General features: G+C 72.7%; 17 protein-coding genes and 1 pseudogene. 8 read left to right on the top strand and 10 right to left on the bottom strand.

What is annotated here, in order from left to right; genetic code table 11:
• Window positions 1-246 precede the first annotated feature (246 nt).
• From folE to MFF56_RS12185, 3 genes are read left to right on the top strand one after another with little or no spacing between them, the layout of a single operon-like run.
• Window positions 247-999, top strand: coding sequence for a GTP cyclohydrolase I FolE (gene folE / locus MFF56_RS12195; protein ID WP_505744317.1), 753 nt, complete (start codon window positions 247-249; stop codon window positions 997-999).
• 16 nt (window positions 1,000-1,015) lie between these two features.
• Entirely contained in the window at window positions 1,016-1,438 is a 423-nt protein-coding gene (hisI, locus tag MFF56_RS12190; RefSeq protein ID WP_066921048.1) for a phosphoribosyl-AMP cyclohydrolase, read from the top strand.
• 2 nt (window positions 1,439-1,440) lie between these two features.
• On the top strand, window positions 1,441-2,442 hold the full coding sequence (locus tag MFF56_RS12185) for a patatin-like phospholipase family protein (RefSeq protein WP_238230093.1): 1,002 nt from the start codon (window positions 1,441-1,443) through the stop codon (window positions 2,440-2,442).
• A gap of 150 nt (window positions 2,443-2,592) precedes the next feature.
• Here the strand turns inward: MFF56_RS12185 and MFF56_RS12180 are convergent, their stop codons facing one another.
• Entirely contained in the window at window positions 2,593-3,024 is a 432-nt protein-coding gene (locus MFF56_RS12180) for a CBS domain-containing protein (protein ID WP_066922158.1), read from the bottom strand.
• 173 nt (window positions 3,025-3,197) lie between these two features.
• On the bottom strand, window positions 3,198-4,019 hold the full coding sequence (locus tag MFF56_RS12175) for a rhomboid family intramembrane serine protease (protein WP_238230065.1): 822 nt from the start codon (window positions 4,017-4,019) through the stop codon (window positions 3,198-3,200).
• 240 nt (window positions 4,020-4,259) lie between these two features.
• Here MFF56_RS12175 and MFF56_RS12170 point away from each other — a divergent pair, with 240 nt between their 5' ends.
• From MFF56_RS12170 to MFF56_RS12160, 3 genes are all read left to right on the top strand, one after another.
• Complete coding sequence (locus tag MFF56_RS12170; protein WP_066924370.1) at window positions 4,260-4,871, top strand: PAS domain-containing protein; 612 nt, start codon at window positions 4,260-4,262, stop codon at window positions 4,869-4,871.
• A 160-nt stretch (window positions 4,872-5,031) separates the two neighbouring features.
• Window positions 5,032-5,643, top strand: coding sequence for a PilZ domain-containing protein (locus tag MFF56_RS12165; RefSeq protein WP_066924372.1), 612 nt, complete (start codon window positions 5,032-5,034; stop codon window positions 5,641-5,643).
• Between the two features lie 399 nt (window positions 5,644-6,042).
• Window positions 6,043-6,678, top strand: coding sequence for a transglutaminase-like cysteine peptidase (locus MFF56_RS12160; protein WP_238230064.1), 636 nt, complete (start codon window positions 6,043-6,045; stop codon window positions 6,676-6,678).
• Window positions 6,679-6,681: 3 nt separating this feature from the next.
• Here the strand turns inward: MFF56_RS12160 and MFF56_RS12155 are convergent, their stop codons facing one another.
• Window positions 6,682-6,951 carry a hypothetical protein gene (locus MFF56_RS12155; protein ID WP_066927544.1) on the bottom strand — a complete coding sequence of 90 codons (270 nt, stop codon included), beginning with the start codon at window positions 6,949-6,951 and terminating at the stop codon, window positions 6,682-6,684.
• Between the two features lie 314 nt (window positions 6,952-7,265).
• Between MFF56_RS12155 and MFF56_RS12150 the strand changes: the two genes are divergently transcribed.
• On the top strand, window positions 7,266-7,964 hold the full coding sequence (locus MFF56_RS12150; RefSeq protein ID WP_066927547.1) for a transglutaminase-like cysteine peptidase: 699 nt from the start codon (window positions 7,266-7,268) through the stop codon (window positions 7,962-7,964).
• A gap of 42 nt (window positions 7,965-8,006) precedes the next feature.
• Here MFF56_RS12150 and MFF56_RS12145 read toward each other — a convergent pair whose 3' ends face one another.
• The 7 genes from MFF56_RS12145 to MFF56_RS12110 all read right to left on the bottom strand — a co-directional run bounded on the left by MFF56_RS12145 (window position 8,007) and on the right by MFF56_RS12110 (window position 13,565).
• Complete coding sequence (locus MFF56_RS12145) at window positions 8,007-8,336, bottom strand: DUF6949 family protein (RefSeq protein ID WP_066927549.1); 330 nt, start codon at window positions 8,334-8,336, stop codon at window positions 8,007-8,009.
• A gap of 100 nt (window positions 8,337-8,436) precedes the next feature.
• Complete coding sequence (locus MFF56_RS12140; protein WP_066927551.1) at window positions 8,437-8,646, bottom strand: DUF3126 family protein; 210 nt, start codon at window positions 8,644-8,646, stop codon at window positions 8,437-8,439.
• Between the two features lie 88 nt (window positions 8,647-8,734).
• The gene (gene cysE, locus MFF56_RS12135) at window positions 8,735-9,598 is read right to left on the bottom strand and encodes a serine O-acetyltransferase (protein ID WP_066927553.1); all 864 of its coding nucleotides are present in this window, start codon (window positions 9,596-9,598) and stop codon (window positions 8,735-8,737) included.
• A 296-nt stretch (window positions 9,599-9,894) separates the two neighbouring features.
• Window positions 9,895-10,893, bottom strand: coding sequence for a helix-turn-helix transcriptional regulator (locus MFF56_RS12130; RefSeq protein ID WP_373324054.1), 999 nt, complete (start codon window positions 10,891-10,893; stop codon window positions 9,895-9,897).
• Window positions 10,894-11,156: 263 nt separating this feature from the next.
• On the bottom strand, window positions 11,157-12,050 hold the full coding sequence (locus MFF56_RS12120) for a lytic transglycosylase domain-containing protein (RefSeq protein WP_066927557.1): 894 nt from the start codon (window positions 12,048-12,050) through the stop codon (window positions 11,157-11,159).
• 175 nt (window positions 12,051-12,225) lie between these two features.
• Window positions 12,226-13,068, bottom strand: coding sequence for a Cof-type HAD-IIB family hydrolase (locus tag MFF56_RS12115; protein WP_066927559.1), 843 nt, complete (start codon window positions 13,066-13,068; stop codon window positions 12,226-12,228).
• Entirely contained in the window at window positions 13,065-13,565 is a 501-nt protein-coding gene (locus tag MFF56_RS12110) for a gluconokinase (RefSeq protein ID WP_238230092.1), read from the bottom strand. The genes MFF56_RS12115 and MFF56_RS12110 overlap by 4 nt, the downstream gene beginning before the upstream one ends.
• Before the next feature lie 281 nt (window positions 13,566-13,846).
• Here MFF56_RS12110 and MFF56_RS12105 point away from each other — a divergent pair.
• Window positions 13,847-14,080: pseudogene (locus MFF56_RS12105) on the top strand (polysaccharide biosynthesis/export family protein); the annotation flags it as partial.

Below are 14,080 nucleotides of genomic sequence, written 5' to 3'. Positions count from 1 at the left end.
GCCCGCCGTGCATCCGATGTCCGTTGCGCGACGGCGCCGAAACGACGATATAGGCGAGACCACGCCGCTTCGCGAGGAGGCGGCCATCGACCAGGGTCGCGCCCACGGCCAGGGGCGCTCGATCGCAGCGGGCACCGTCCGGACCCCGATCCCGGCCGGAGACGACGCCCGGGACGCCCTGTCGCGATGTACGCCAAGCCCGACAGCACGACCATGAAGTCCCGTGTGGCGCGGGCGGGAGATGCCATGGATGCCGCTCTCAAATCCCTGTCCTACCGTTCGGTCGAGGCCGAGGAGGGCCGGGTCCTGCCGATGATGCGCAACGACAACGCGCCCCGCGCCGAGGCGCAGGCCCCCGAAATCGCGCCCGAGATCGCGCCGGAGCCGGCCTCCGCCACCCGGGTGCCCGAGGGCCTCGCGCTCGGCCGCCCGAGCCGCGAGGAGGCCGAGGCCGCCGTGCGCACCCTGCTGCGCTGGGCCGGCGACGACCCGAACCGCGAGGGCCTGCGCGACACGCCGGCCCGCGTGGTCAAGGCCTACGGTCAGCTCTTCGGCGGCTACGACACCGACGCCGAGGAACTGCTGGAGCGGGTCTTCGAGGAGGTCGAGGGCTACTCGGACATCGTGCTGGTGCGCGACATCCCGTTCTACTCGCACTGCGAGCACCACATGGTGCCCTTCATGGGGCTCGCCCACATCGCCTACTACCCGACCAAGGGCGTGGTCGGCCTCTCGAAGCTCGCCCGCGTGGTCGACACCTTCGCCCGCCGCCTGCAGACGCAGGAGACCATGACGGCCCAGATCGCCGACGTGATCGAGAGCATCCTCAAGCCCCGCGGCGTCGCCGTGCTGGTGGAGGCCGAGCATCTCTGCATGGCGATGCGCGGCGTGCAGAAGGCCGGCGTCTCGACCATCACCAGCCAGTTCCGCGGCGCCTTCAAGAACGACCCGAACGAGCAGGTGCGCTTCCTGACGCTGGTTCGGGGCGGCAAGGGCTGACGCGGCGACCGGACCGATGACCGCACCTCCGCCCTTCGACGCCCCCGGCAGCCGCCACGAGGTCGAGGAGGGCTCCGCCTTCACGCCCCGCTTCGACGCCAGCGGGCTGATCAGCTGCATCGCGGTCGATGCGCAGGATGGGCGCGTACTCATGCTCGCGCACATGAACGCCGAATCGCTCGCCCGCACGCTGGAGACCGGCGAGGCCTGGTACTGGTCGCGCTCGCGGGGCGAGCTCTGGCACAAGGGCGCCACCTCCGGCCAGATCCAGCGCGTCGTCGAGATGCGCACCGATTGCGACCAGGACGCCGTGCTGATCACCGTGGAGGTCGGCGGCGACGGCGGCTGCTGCCACACCGGACGGCGTGCCTGCTTCTACCGCAGCGTCTCGCTCGACCGGGCCGCGGGCCGCGCGGTGCTGCGACCGGCCGAGCCTTGAGCCTGCGGCCGGGCCTGCGTGCGGCGCCGGACCCGGATTTCGGGCCGGACGCCGTCGAGCCGCGCCGTCCGGCCGAGACCGGCCCACGCCTCGGCCTCGCGCTCGGCGGCGGCTCGGCCCGGGGCTGGGCGCATATCGGCGTGATCCGGGCGCTGGAGGCGGCCGGCATCCATCCGGGCGTGGTGGCGGGCTGCTCGATCGGCGCCGTGGTCGGCGCCTGCTACGCCGCCGGCAAGCTCGACGCGCTGGAGGATTTCGCCCGCTCGCTGACCAAGCGCCGGGTCGTCGGCCTGCTCGACCTGCGCCTGTCGGGCGCCAGCCTGATCGGCGGCGACCGGCTGCGCCGGCGTCTGGTGGCGGACCTCGAGACGCGCCGCATCGAGGACCTGCCCGTGCGCTTCGCCGCGGTCGCGACCGAGCTCGGTGCCGGCCACGAGGTCTGGCTGAGCCGCGGCCCCCTGATCGAGGCGGTGCAGGCCTCCTACGCGCTGCCGGGCATCTTCCCGCCGGTTCCGCTCGACGGGCGCCTGCTGATGGACGGCACGCTGGTGAACCCGGTGCCGGTGGCGCTCGCCCGGGCGATGGGGGCCGACCTCGTGGTCTGCGTCAATCTCGGCTGCGAGTCCGGCGCGCGGGGCCACGTGATCGAGCCCGAGGCCACGGACCCGGTCGAGCGCGCGGTCGCGGGCGCCGTCGAGGCGCGCCGCCGCTGGAGCCTGTTCGGAGTCGTGCGCGGGCGCCGCCGCCGACCGCGCGATCCTGTCCCGGCCGCGCCCGGCATCGCCCGGGTGATGTTCGACGCCTTCAACATCACGCAGGACCGGATCTCGCGCGCCCGCCTGGAGCGCGACCCGCCCGATCTCAGCATCGGCCCGGAGCTCTCTGGGATGGGCCTGTTCGAGTTCCACCGGGCGGCGGAGGGCATCGCCCTCGGCGAGGCGGCGGCCCGCGCCGCCCTGCCCCGCCTGCGCGCCCTGATGGCCGGCGCGAGCGCCAGGGCCTGAAGTCCCGGATCCCGAAGGTCTACGATCTTCGGCGGGTCCAGGCAGGGTTCCTGATCTTGGCCCTGGTCGGCGAAGCCAAGCTCGGGGCGGAGGCTCGGGGCTCTGCCCCGAACCCCGCCGAAGGGTCTCGACCCTTCGGGATCCCCGGACCTATGCCGTGGTGATGTAGTCGCGCAGGGCCTGATGCTCGGCCTCGACGGTGGCGATGCGCCGCTTCACCACGTCGCCGATCGAGATCATGCCGACGAGGCGCCCGTCCTCGCAGACCGGAACGTGGCGGAAGCGGCCCGCGGTCATGGTCTGCATCACCTCCTCGACGGTGGTGGTGCGGCCGCAGGTGGTCACCTTGCGGGTCATGTGGGCGGAGACCGGCTCGTCGAGCGCGGCGGCGCCGAGCTTGGACAGCACCCGCATGATGTCGCGCTCCGAGAGGATGCCGGCGACCGCGCCGTCCGCCTCCGTCACCACGAGCGCGCCGATGCTCTTCTCGGCGAGCAGATGGATCGCGGCGTCCAGCGTGTGGGCCGGGCTGATCGTGACGACGGAACTGCCCTTCTCGATGAGTATGCGTGCGACGGTCATGTCCCCTCCCTGCCTGGAGATGCGCGCCGCAGCCCCGCGGCGCACTGGTTGCGGCCCGGCCGGGTTGATCCCGGCTCTCATGCCGATCGCGGCAAGTGTGTGGCCAATGTTTCCGGATGGCAAGCGCCGGGCGCAAGGAGGCCCTGCGATCTCCGCATGGGCGCGGCGGGGCCTCAGCGCGGGGAGCGGCTCAGGGGATCGAGGAACGGGAACAGGAAGAAGCCGGCCGCGAAGCCGCCGAGATGCGCGTCCCAGGCGATCGAGGTACCCTCGCTCCCGAACGGCAGGGCGATGATCCCGAACAGCAGGTTGGTGACGAGCCAGATCACCAGGAAGGTCACGGCCGTGCGGTTGCGCAGGAGTTCGGGCAGCGTCTCGGGCGGGCGGCGCGGCGGCAATTGCCAGGGCTGGCTGCCGTAGCCGACGGCGGGCGGCTGGAACGCGAAGCGGGCGGCGGCCGCCATCAGCGCCGAGACGCCCGCCGAGGCGCCCACCAGCGGCGCGGTGCTCAAGGGGTCGATCGCCACGTGGAGCGCGGCGCCCGCCACCGTGCCCGCGAGCCCGATCAGCCCGTAGCGCCAGGCCCCGCAGCGGCGCGCGACCGGCGCACCGAAGGCCGCGAGCCAGACGCTGTTGAAGATCACGTGGAGCCAGGAGCCGTGCAGCAGCGCGTAGGTGGCGAAGGTCCAGAGCTTCGGCTCCGGGTCGCTCGCGAAGACGCGGATGTAGGTCTCGACGGCCTCCGCGTAGCCCGGTACCTCGACCTTCGCGGCGGCGTCGATCACCGCCTGGGCCCGGTCCGGGTCGATCCAGAGCGTCCAGCGCACCGGCAGCAGGGCGAGTGCGTCGAAGAGCCGGATATCCCACTCGTCGGGCAGCACGAGGGCGCGCGCCGCGTGGATCGCCACCAGCAGGGCGATCGAGGCTGTGACCACGCCCGGCAGGTTGAACACGGGCACGCGGCTCTGGCGCGGGAAGTCGGGGGAGGCGTCCATCGTCCCTCCATGTCGGCCGGCGCGGGCGCGGGGCAAGTCCCCGGCCGCAGGCGGCGAGAGGGCGCGACGCGCGATTGCCGGGGACAATTAACCCTAAGGCCAGGTTACGCGCGCCGCGGCACGCCTGAAGGCATAGGCTGTGCGCAGCGATTCCTTAAGCTTTCACGATCGTTCGGAACCGCGCCCGCGGGTGTGCCGAACCGGGACAGCCCCGTGGAATCAGGGACGGATCCGGGACACATGAAGCATCCGACCAGTCGCGCGCTGCACACCTACTGGAACCGGCTCCGCGGGGAACGCTGCGCGCCCGAGCGCTCCGAGATCGAGCCCGGCGAGATCCGGCACCTGCTGGCCGACAGCCTGATCCTGGAGATCGGCCTGCCGATGCGCGAGGCGCATCTGCGGCTCGCGGGCACGCGGGTCTGCGCGCTGTTCGGCCGCGAGCTGCGCGGCCTGCCCTTCGGCGGCCTCTGGGAGCCCGATGCCGCCCTCGCCGGGCCGGCGCATGCCGAGTCGTGGCGGATCCTCGAGATCGTGGCCGGCGAGGGCGTCGGCGCGGTGATGGGCCTGCGCGGGCACACGGCGGCCGGCGAGGGCCTCGATCTCGAACTCCTGCTTCTGCCGCTGCGCCATCGCGGCCGCACCCACGCGCGCATGCTCGGCACGCTCAGCCCGCTCACCGTGCCGCACTGGATCGGCCTGCGGCCGCTGATCCGGCTCGAGACGGTCTCGCTGCGCATCCTCGGGAGCGGGGCGCGCCCGCTGCCCGACGCCGTTCCCCCGGCGCCCGCAAACGACGCCGCGCCCGTGCGCCGCGGGCATCTGCTCGTCCATCGCGGCGGACGTGCCTGAGGTCGTGTCCCCGCGATACGACCTCAGGTTTTCGTGCAACCGGAAAAGGCTTTCGTAACGGGCGCCGCGTACCGTCCCGATCCGATCTCAGTCGTCAAGTCGGATCCGGATGCAAGCGAGTCTCGTCATGCCTGCGGGCCCCGGCGGCGTCGTGCCCGAGATGGGCCGTGCGCCGACACCGCGGCACGCCGTGCGCGCCTCCGACCAGCGCCGGTTCCAGCGCGTGCAGGTGGCTCTGCTCGGCCGCTACATGCTGAGCGACCGGCGGGAATATCCGTGCCAGACCGTCGACATGTCGCCGGGCGGCGTCCGTCTGACCTGCGCGGTGGTCGGAACCGTGGGCGAGCGGGTGGTGCTCTACCTGGAGCAGGTCGGCCGCATCGAGGGCACGATCGCCCGCCACACGACCGGCGGCTTCGCGATCGAGCTCGCCGGCACGGCCCGCAAGCGCGACAAGATCGCCTCGCAGCTCACCTGGCTCGCCAACCGCGAGATGCTCGGCCTGCCCGAGGGGCGCACCCACGAGCGCATCGTGCCGAAGGTGCCGGGCGTCGTGCTCCGCCTGGAGACGGGCCGCGAGGTCCACGCCCGTATCATCGACTTCTCGATGTCCGGCGCGGCCATCGCCTGCGCGGCCCAGCCGGCGATCGGCGCCGTCGTCACGGTCGGCAGGACGCCGGGCCGGGTGGTGCGCTACTTCGAGGGCGGCCTCGGCGTGCAGTTCCTGCTGCCGATCGATCCCGACCGCTTCCACGACGGCATGACGCTGTGAGAGCAGGCGCGGGGGCGGCTTCTCTCGCCATCTCCATCGCATCCGCGGTTCCCTCCCCGACCCTTTCCCCTGCGCGCCCGACGTAGGCGGACGTCACGAGCGATAGCCCCCGCGCTCTCCCTCCCCCGCAGAGGGGGAGGAGACCCTCGTGCGTCGACGCGGGCCCCAGCAGGCGGCGAGACTGCCTGGATCGGCGGCCGTCCCCATCGATCGTCCCCGGGTACGGTTTCCCATCCCTGAACGGGATGCTCCCAAGTTGCGGCATCCGCGTGAGGCGCGGTTGGGCCTGCGGCGAGGCGGGGCTCCGGGGGCGGCGAATCGATAAAATTGCGCGCATCGGCTTCAGCGCGGAACAGGGGGCGGGGCGCCATCTTGGCCACACGAACAGGGGTGGTTGCGATGCGCGGCGGGTCGGTTCTGAAGGTGCTGGGTGTCGCGGTCGGCCTCTGCGCCGGTCTGCTCGGCGGCGCGGCGCGGGCCGCCGAGGCCGCCCTCCCCCTGCCGGCGATCGAGGCCGGCGCCACCCCGCTCGGCGCGGCCAAGCCGATCGCGGCGTGGGTGACGTTCTGCCAGGCCTACGCGGCGGAGTGCGCGGTGGACCGCGCGGAGCCGGCGCGGATCAGCCTGACGCCGGCGCTGTGGTCGACGATCGTCGCGGTCAACAAGCGCGTGAACAAGAGCGTGCAGGCGATGACCGACCAGGACCATCTCGGCACGCCCGACCGCTGGGACCTGGCCGAGGACGGCATCGGCGACTGCGAGGACTTCCAGCTGCTCAAGCGCCACCTGCTGGCCGCCGCCGGCCTGCCCAAGCGCGCCATGCGCATGACGGTGGTGATCGACGAGAAGGGCGAGGGCCACGCCGTGCTCACCCTGATCACCGACCGCGGCGACCTCGTGCTCGACAACAAGACCAGCCAGATCCTGCCCTGGCACCGCACCGGCTACGTCTTCGTCAAGCGCGAGAGCCAGGACGCCACCGCCTGGGTCTCGCTCGGCGGCCTCACCTCCCCGGCGATGACCGCCAACCGCTGAGGATCAGGCCGCCTCCGCCACGACGAGCGGCCGCTTCACGGCCTTCAGGCGGATGACGTAGGCCTCGATCCGGCCGACGAAGGCGGCCAGATGCGGCGCCACGCCCCGTAGGCTCGCGAGGTCGCGCAGCAGGATATCGAGCGCGAGCGCCCGGTCGCCCTCGGTCGGGCAGGCCGCCGCGAAGGTTTCCACGGCGTACTCGGCGATCCCCTGCGCTCCCTCCCGCCCGTCCTCGGCGAGCGCGCGGATCACGTGCTGGATGGCGGGCTGCATCGCTGGGTCCTGTTCCTGAGGCACGTTGGCCGGGTTCTTGCGAGATCGTCGGTTCGTCCGGACGAATCACCCGGACGCGGAGCATCGTCTCAAGCCGGCAAATGGGCGCGGAATCAAGCGCTCCCGCACACGCGCGGCTCTCACATGCCGACGATGCATGGCTGCAACGCCGCCGATCGGCGCACGCGCAACACGAAAAACTTTTGGAACCCCGTCCGGCCAGGTGCGTTAACTCGCCCTTCATTTTCGGGTTGAGCGCCGTCCGGTGTCATGCAACCTTCATTGCAACGACGAGGGCGGTGGGGGCGGCGGGCATGGCGCACGCGGTTGTCCAGGATGTGGCCGAGACGGCGCTGGCTCTATCGGCACCGCGCCGGAGCGTCGTCCGGCGTCTGGGGCGGGCCTGCAGCTTCGGCCTCGTCGGCACGATCCTGATGCTCGGGGGCGCCTCCACCCAGGCCGGCAGCAGGCCCACCCTGCCGGAGGACGGCCTCGGGGTCGAGACCGGCGGCGAGGTGCGCCCCGTCGCGGCCTGGACGGCGATGTGCGCGCGGATGCCCGAGGAATGCGCCGTCGACACGCGCGAGCCGGCGGTGATACCCCTCAATACCGCCCTGTGGCGGACGCTGACCAGCGTGAACCGCCGCGTCAACGGGCGCATCAAGCCGATCACCGACCAGGCCCACTGGGGCGTGGTTGATCGCTGGGACTACCCGGACGACGGCTTTGGCGATTGCGAGGACTACCAGCTCCTGAAGCGCCGGATGCTGGTGGAGCGCGGCCTGCCGAAGCGCGCGCTGCGCATGACGGTGGTGATCGACGAGATCGGCGAGGGCCACGCGGTGCTGATGGTGCGCACCGACCGCGGCGACTTCATCCTCGACAACAAGACCAACGCAGTCCTGTCCTGGCGCCGCACCGGCTACGCCTACATCAAGCGCGAGGGGCAGGACGGCGAGCGCTGGGTCTCGCTCAACGGCGGCGCTTCGCCGACGGTGACGGCTAACCGCTGAGGTCGTGGATCCCGAAGGTGGAGACCTTCGCGATCCCGGGGCTCAGACGCCCGCGATCAGACCGGCCAACCGCAGCGCGAGGCTTCCCGAGAGCAGGCTCCAGCTGCAGGCGATCATGGTGGCCAGCATCACGAAGGGGATCGGCCTGCCCTCGATCCGCCGCCCCCGGACGGTGTTGCGCAGGATGATGAACGGCGCGCTGAAGGCCAGCATCGGCAGCGCCGCCGCGGCGGACACGCCGCCCCGCTCCAGCAGGCTGAAGCTCGCCCGGCGGGCGGTGAGCAGCTCGTAGGCGCTGGCGAGCAGGCCGGAGAGGGCGAGGCCGACGCAGAGCGTGCGGATCGATTCGAGGGCGGCGGGCGAGACGACCATGCGCGCGGACTCCTTTACGGGATCGCGCGCACTCTAACCCGGTCGTTTACGGAACGTTAAGCGTTTGTCCGGGCTAGGGTTAACCCGTCAACAGGCACGCCTAGTCCTCAAGGTCGATGTCGAGGATCGGCATCCGGAACACGAACGAGTCGTCGCCGTCCTCCTTGTCGTCGGCGATCACGCCGATCGACTCCTCGCCGATATACACCTCCGCCGAGTCGGCGGCCTTCATGGCGACGATGCGGATGTTGTTGTTCGCGAACTTGCGGCGCAGGTAGTCCTGCAGCTTCGCGATCTCGGGCTTGGTCACGCTGTCTCGTCTCCTCTGGCTATGGGGCGCGGGCTTGCCATGCCGCGGCGCGGGCGGCAAGCGCGCCCGCACCCGCGCAGGGGCGCCCTCAGATGCCCTCGGCCATGTGGATGAACTGGTCCATGCTCACGAGCTGGTCCATGGCCCGCGCCGGCTCGGCGCAGCCCGCCGTGCCGACCACGCGGGCGGGAACGCCCACCACCGTGGTGTTCGGCGGCACCGGGCGCAGCACCACGGAGCCCGCGGCCACGCGCGCGCAGGCCCCCACCTCGATGTTGCCGAGGATCTTGGCGCCCGCGCCGATCATCACGCCGCGGCGGATCTTGGGATGTCGGTCGGCGCCCTGCTTGCCGGTGCCGCCGAGCGTCACCGCGTGCAGGATCGAGACGTCGTCCTCGATCACCGCGGTCGAGCCCACGACGACGCCGGTGGCGTGGTCGAGGAAGATGCCCCGCCCGATCCGTGCCGCCGGGTGGATGTCGCACTGGAACACCTCGGACGAGCGGCTCTGCATGTAGAGGGCGAGGTCACGCCGCCCGGCGGTCCAGTAATGGTGCGCGAGGCGATGCGCCTGGATGGCGTGGAAACCCTTGAAGTAGAGCACCGGCTCGATCGCCCGGAAGGTCGCGGGATCGCGATCCATCACCGCCACGATGTCGGCCCGGAAGGCCTCGCCGATCCTTGGATCGTCGCGCAGGGCCTCGAAGAAGCCGTGCGCGATGAGTTCGGCCGGTAGCGCCGGGTGCCCGAGCCGGTGGGCGACCCGGTGGGCGACGGCCCCCTCCAGCGTCTCGTGGTTGAGGATGTTGGCGACCATCAGGGAGGCGAGCTGCGGCTCTTCGCGGAGCACGGCCTCGGCTTCGGAGCGCAGGCGGGACCAGACCGGATCGCAGACCGCGAGCGTCTCGTCGTGGCCGTGGGCGACCTGACTGACGGCGGGGCTTGCGCTCATGCTTCTCTCCTCGAACTCGGTCTCCTGGGACGCGCCGGGGCGCCCGGAGCGGGCGGCGCGTCCCTCCCGGCGTGCCGCGCCTCAGCGCGTGCCGGGGAAGGATTCTACCCGATAACAGCCGTCCACGAAGTCCCGATCCTGCGGCATCAGGGTTGCGCAGGCCCGAGTCCATGCGGAAGGCTCGGGTTCCGTACGGCGGAGCGTGGGGGCGGCCTCTGTCCCGATCAAGACCCGCGGGGCAGCGCGCCGTGACGAAGCGGCCGGGCAGACACGCGCCGGGGCCGCGGATCCGGGGCTCAGACGCTCGCGACGCGCGCGCCGAGGCCGAAGCGGGTCTCGATCGCGGCGGTAAGCCGCTCGACCATCGTGTCGAGCGGGATGTCGGAGGTATCGACCGTCGCCTGGCAGCGGGCGTAGAGCGGCTCGCGGCTCATCAGCACCGCGCGCAGCTCCTGCATCGCGGTGGCGTGGTCGCCCGTCATGGCGAGATGGCCCTGGTCGCGCACCCGCTGCATGTGCTCCTCGGGCTTGGCCCGCAGCCAGATGCTGTAGAAGTTCTGCAGCAGCAGGTCGTAGGTCAGCGGCTCGGCCACGATGCCGCCGCTGGTGGCCAGGATCATCGGGCCGGGATGCTCGGTGAGGCGGCGCAGCGCCGCCTGCTCCAGGCGTCGGTAGCCCTCCTGCCCGTAGATCGCGAAGATCTCGCGCACCGAGAGTGCGTTCTCGCGCTCGATCTCGGCGTTCAGCTCGATGAAGGTCCAGCCGATGCGCTCCGCGGTGAGACGCCCGAGGGTCGACTTGCCGGCCCCGCGCAGGCCGACCAGGGCGACCCGCTGGCGCATGGCGCCCCCGCCCTGCGCGTTGCCCGAGAGGACGGCCTTGGCGGCCGCGATCTGAGCGGGCGTCGCGCGGGTCACGAGGTCGCGCACGACCGGCCAGTCGGGGATCGCGTCGGTGCCGGTGATCAGGTCGTCGAGGCGCACGCCCATGGCGTTGGCCACCCGGCGCAGCAGGATGATCGAGACGTTGCCCTGGCCGCCCTCGAGCTGCGCGATGTAGCGCTCGGACAGGCCCGAGGTCTGCGACAGCGTCTTGCGCGACAGGCCGCGCACCGTCCGCGCGTGGCGAACCCGGCGACCGAGATCGGCCAGAAAGAGAGATTCCTGTTCCACCACGCCGTTCATGGCGTCCGTCCGCCTTCCTTCATAGGCAGGGAGCGGCCCCGAGGGGCCGTCCTGCGCCCGGTGCGGCGGCACGCCTGTCCTGCCGTCCGCGTCCGGTCCGTCCCGCTGCACAGGCGATGCCCTCCGGGCACGGATCCGCCAAAACCTCGCGGCCCAGCGTGTCCGTGAGAGCCGATGCCTCCCGCCCGGATCGGGCGCTCCCCCCGCCGCGTCCTGCGGTGGTTCAGGGCCGCTCGCGCTGCGGTGCAGCGAAGCCCGCCACCTATCTGTTGTGCCGGGCCGCGGGGGTCAAGCCGGGCGGGACCTGTTGGGTGCGGATAGTCGGCCCCGGAAGCGGTCCTGGACGCGGTCCCGGGTGGGCCACCGGAGCCGCCTCACTGGGCGGGGGCCTGCGGGGCCGGCAGGGCGGAGGCCTCCAGGATGGGCTGGGCGCCGGCCTTGCGGGCGAGGGCCGCTGGCCGGGGTGCCGGAGCCGCCACGGCGGCGAGCACCTGAAGGCTGGGCCGACGCGGCGGCAGCGGCACCTCGACGCTCTCGGCATGAGCCTGTTCCGCGCCGGTCCCCTGGGGCTGGCCGGCGGTGACCGGAGCCGCGGCGGGGGGAGGCGCCGCCGCCTGCGCGGCGGCGATGTCGAGGGCGGCCAGCTGCACGGTGTCCGCGGACGCGCCCCCGAGGGCGGCGGGCCGGCGCGGCGGCAGCGGCACCTCGACGCTTGCGATCTGGACGGAAGCGGCCGCCAGGGTCGGCGCGTAGGCCAGCGCCGTGCCGGCCGCGGCGAGGCTGGGGTCGGCGGCGGGCGGCGGGCCGGTGAACAGGCTCGCCACGGCGCTGGCCGAGGCGGCCACCGGGGCCATCACGCTGGCGACCTCCGTGGCGAGGCCCTGGCGCTTGGCTGCGTAGTAGTAGCCGCGGTTGTAGTAGGTGTAGGCCTGCGCGAGGTTGCCCTTGGCGGTCTTGTAGGCGCCCGCCAAGTAGGCGACGCCGTAGCGCAGGTTGGTCTCGGGATCGTAGAGGCCGGCCGCGTCGCCCTGGTAGCCCAGGCCCTTGGCGGTGGCGTGCTTGATCTGCATCAGCCCGAGCGCGCTGCCGCCCCGGGCGTTCGGGTTGTAGTTGCTCTCCCGCTTGACCACCGCGTGCACGAAGCTCGCGGGAACGCCGTTCGCCCGGGCCTGCTGCTCGATCAGCGCGTCGATGTTGTCGCGCGCGCCCTGAGCGAAGGCCGTGGCCGGCGCCGCCGCAAGGGCGGTCGCGAGGAGGAGGCGATGCATTCGAGACCCGGTAATTGTTCTGGCCAAGCTGTGGTCGGGTCGAAATGAGGCCGGAAAGCGGCCCGGCCGCGTCAGCCTGTGGGCGGCCGGTCCGGACGGACGGGCCTGTGCCTCGTGCGACACAGCACGTGCCGCGTGCCGCGCCCGATCATGCCCGGATTCTGTTGCGCGCCGGTTACGGCCGCGGCGCCGCAGCCAGGATCAGGCGATCCACCGCGCCGGCGAAACCGTCCGATTCGTTCGAATCGGTCGTGGCCGAGGCCGCCGCCTTCACCGCATCCTCCGCGTTGCCCATGGCGACCGAGAGCCCGCTCCGCGCGAACATCGCCCGGTCGTTGGCGGCGTCGCCGAAGGTCGCGATCCGCTCCGGCGCGAGGCCGAGATGCCGGCCCATCCAGGCGACGAAGGCGCCCTTGTCCTGCCCGGGCGGCGTCACGTCGAGGTAGTAGGGCTGCGAGCGGTGCACGCTCGCCCGCTTCCCCAGCGCCTCCGCGACGGCGGCCTCGCAGGCGGCGAGGTGGGCGTGGTCGCGGCTCACCCCGACGATCTTCTGGGCCCGCCCGAGCAGGGGCGCGAGGTCGTCCCGCACCCGCGGCTCCGCCTGCAGGGTGCGGCGCTCGAGATCCGTGTAGGGCCCCTCTGCGTCGCGCAGCCACCACGCGCCCGCGGCGAAGACCCAGACGTCGATCCCCGCCCCCGTCAACCGGTGCGCGGCCTCCCGAGCGGCGTCCTCGGGAATCGCGTGCTCCTCGATCACGGCGAGGTCCGGGCCGACCACGCAGGCGCCGTTGAAGGCGCCGAGCGGCAGGGCGAGGCCGAGGTCGCGGACGAGGCCGCGCAGCCCGACGGGCGGGCGCGACGAGGCCAGGGTGAAGCCGATGCCCGCCGCCCCGAGGCGCCGCACCGCCGCGACGGTGGCGGGCGTCAATCGCTTGTCGTCCGTCACCAGGGTTCCGTCCACGTCCGAGATCACCAGGGCGATGTCCGGCCGCGTGCCCGCGCTTCGACGCGGGCTCATGGCTCGCCCCTTCCCGCCTCGCGCCCGAGCGCGGCGACCACCTGCTCGGCGATGCGCTCCGGCGGATCCTCGATGCCGACGACGACTGGCCGCTCGTCCGGATCCGGCGGTTCGAGGGTGGCGAACTGGCTGTCGAGCAGGGCCGGCGGCATGAAGTGGCCGGCACGCTCCGCCAGCCGCCGCTCGATCAGCGCGCGGTCGCCGTCGAGGTAGACGAAGCGCACCTCGGGACGCCCCAGGGCCAGCCCCTCGCGGTAGCGGCGGCGCAGGGCCGAGCAGACTACGACGCCCGGCTCCCCCGCCGCCAGCCGCTCGCCGATCCAGGCCGCGATGCGGGCGAGCCAGGGTGCGCGGTCGGCGTCGGTGAGCGGGTGGCCGGCATGCATCTTGGCGATGTGCTCGCGCGTGTGGAAGGCGTCGCCGTCCACGAACGTCCAGCCGAGGCGCCGCGCGACCGCCTCGGCGACGGTGCTCTTGCCCGAGCCCGACACGCCCATGACCACGAGGATGCACGGACGCACGCAGGCGGCTTCAGGGTCTGCCAGGGTCACGGATCGTCCTCCCGCTGGGAATGAATAGGTCGGCGGCGGACGGAGGGAAGCCGGCCGGATGCGATGGTCGCTGTCGGCGTGGGGGCTGCGGCGCGGTCGCGGATGTGTGCAGCGGGGATGGAGGCCGCTCCCGCGGGGTCTTCGTACCGGTGTGGCCGACCCGCTACGGACGGGAACACCGGATTGAGCTAGGCAGCGGAATCGGCGAAACCGTCAGGCGATCCTGGATGCGCGCTACTCCCCTTGCCCTGTGCGCCGCGCTCGCGGTGTCGGGCTGCTCGATCCTGCCCGCGGCGGGTCCGACCTCGCGCGCGGTGGTGGCCGGCGCCGAGGTGGCCACCGCCGACGGTCTGTTCGCCCGCTACGAGATCATCGACATCACCCCCGCCGTCATCGAGGCCCTGCGCACCCGCCCCCTCGACAGCCTGCTCGCCTCCTTCGGCGACCACCGCCTCTCCGTC

It is taken from the genome of Methylobacterium hispanicum (genome assembly GCF_022179285.1).
Classification (GTDB): Bacteria; Pseudomonadota; Alphaproteobacteria; order Rhizobiales; family Beijerinckiaceae; genus Methylobacterium; species Methylobacterium hispanicum.
Note: the sequence above shows the minus strand (reverse complement) of the source record. Positions and strands in the feature narration are given on the sequence as shown.

What these genes read in the sequence shown, in the direction of transcription:
- hisI (WP_066921048.1), top strand. Translation starts at nt 1,016, where the DNA reads ATGACCGCACCTCCGCCCTTCGACGCCCCCGGCAGCCGCCACGAGGTC.
- folE (WP_505744317.1), top strand. Translation starts at nt 247, where the DNA reads ATGGATGCCGCTCTCAAATCCCTGTCCTACCGTTCGGTCGAGGCCGAG.
- MFF56_RS12145 (WP_066927549.1), bottom strand. Translation starts at nt 8,336, where the DNA reads ATGGTCGTCTCGCCCGCCGCCCTCGAATCGATCCGCACGCTCTGCGTC.
- MFF56_RS12110 (WP_238230092.1), bottom strand. Translation starts at nt 13,565, where the DNA reads ATGGGCGTGTCGGGCTCGGGCAAGAGCACCGTCGCCGAGGCGGTCGCG.
- MFF56_RS12120 (WP_066927557.1), bottom strand. Translation starts at nt 12,050, where the DNA reads ATGCATCGCCTCCTCCTCGCGACCGCCCTTGCGGCGGCGCCGGCCACG.
- MFF56_RS12160 (WP_238230064.1), top strand. Translation starts at nt 6,043, where the DNA reads ATGCGCGGCGGGTCGGTTCTGAAGGTGCTGGGTGTCGCGGTCGGCCTC.
- MFF56_RS12180 (WP_066922158.1), bottom strand. Translation starts at nt 3,024, where the DNA reads ATGACCGTCGCACGCATACTCATCGAGAAGGGCAGTTCCGTCGTCACG.
- MFF56_RS12115 (WP_066927559.1), bottom strand. Translation starts at nt 13,068, where the DNA reads ATGAGCCCGCGTCGAAGCGCGGGCACGCGGCCGGACATCGCCCTGGTG.
- MFF56_RS12155 (WP_066927544.1), bottom strand. Translation starts at nt 6,951, where the DNA reads ATGCAGCCCGCCATCCAGCACGTGATCCGCGCGCTCGCCGAGGACGGG.
- MFF56_RS12170 (WP_066924370.1), top strand. Translation starts at nt 4,260, where the DNA reads ATGAAGCATCCGACCAGTCGCGCGCTGCACACCTACTGGAACCGGCTC.
- MFF56_RS12150 (WP_066927547.1), top strand. Translation starts at nt 7,266, where the DNA reads ATGGCGCACGCGGTTGTCCAGGATGTGGCCGAGACGGCGCTGGCTCTA.
- MFF56_RS12165 (WP_066924372.1), top strand. Translation starts at nt 5,032, where the DNA reads ATGGGCCGTGCGCCGACACCGCGGCACGCCGTGCGCGCCTCCGACCAG.
- cysE (WP_066927553.1), bottom strand. Translation starts at nt 9,598, where the DNA reads ATGAGCGCAAGCCCCGCCGTCAGTCAGGTCGCCCACGGCCACGACGAG.
- MFF56_RS12175 (WP_238230065.1), bottom strand. Translation starts at nt 4,019, where the DNA reads ATGGACGCCTCCCCCGACTTCCCGCGCCAGAGCCGCGTGCCCGTGTTC.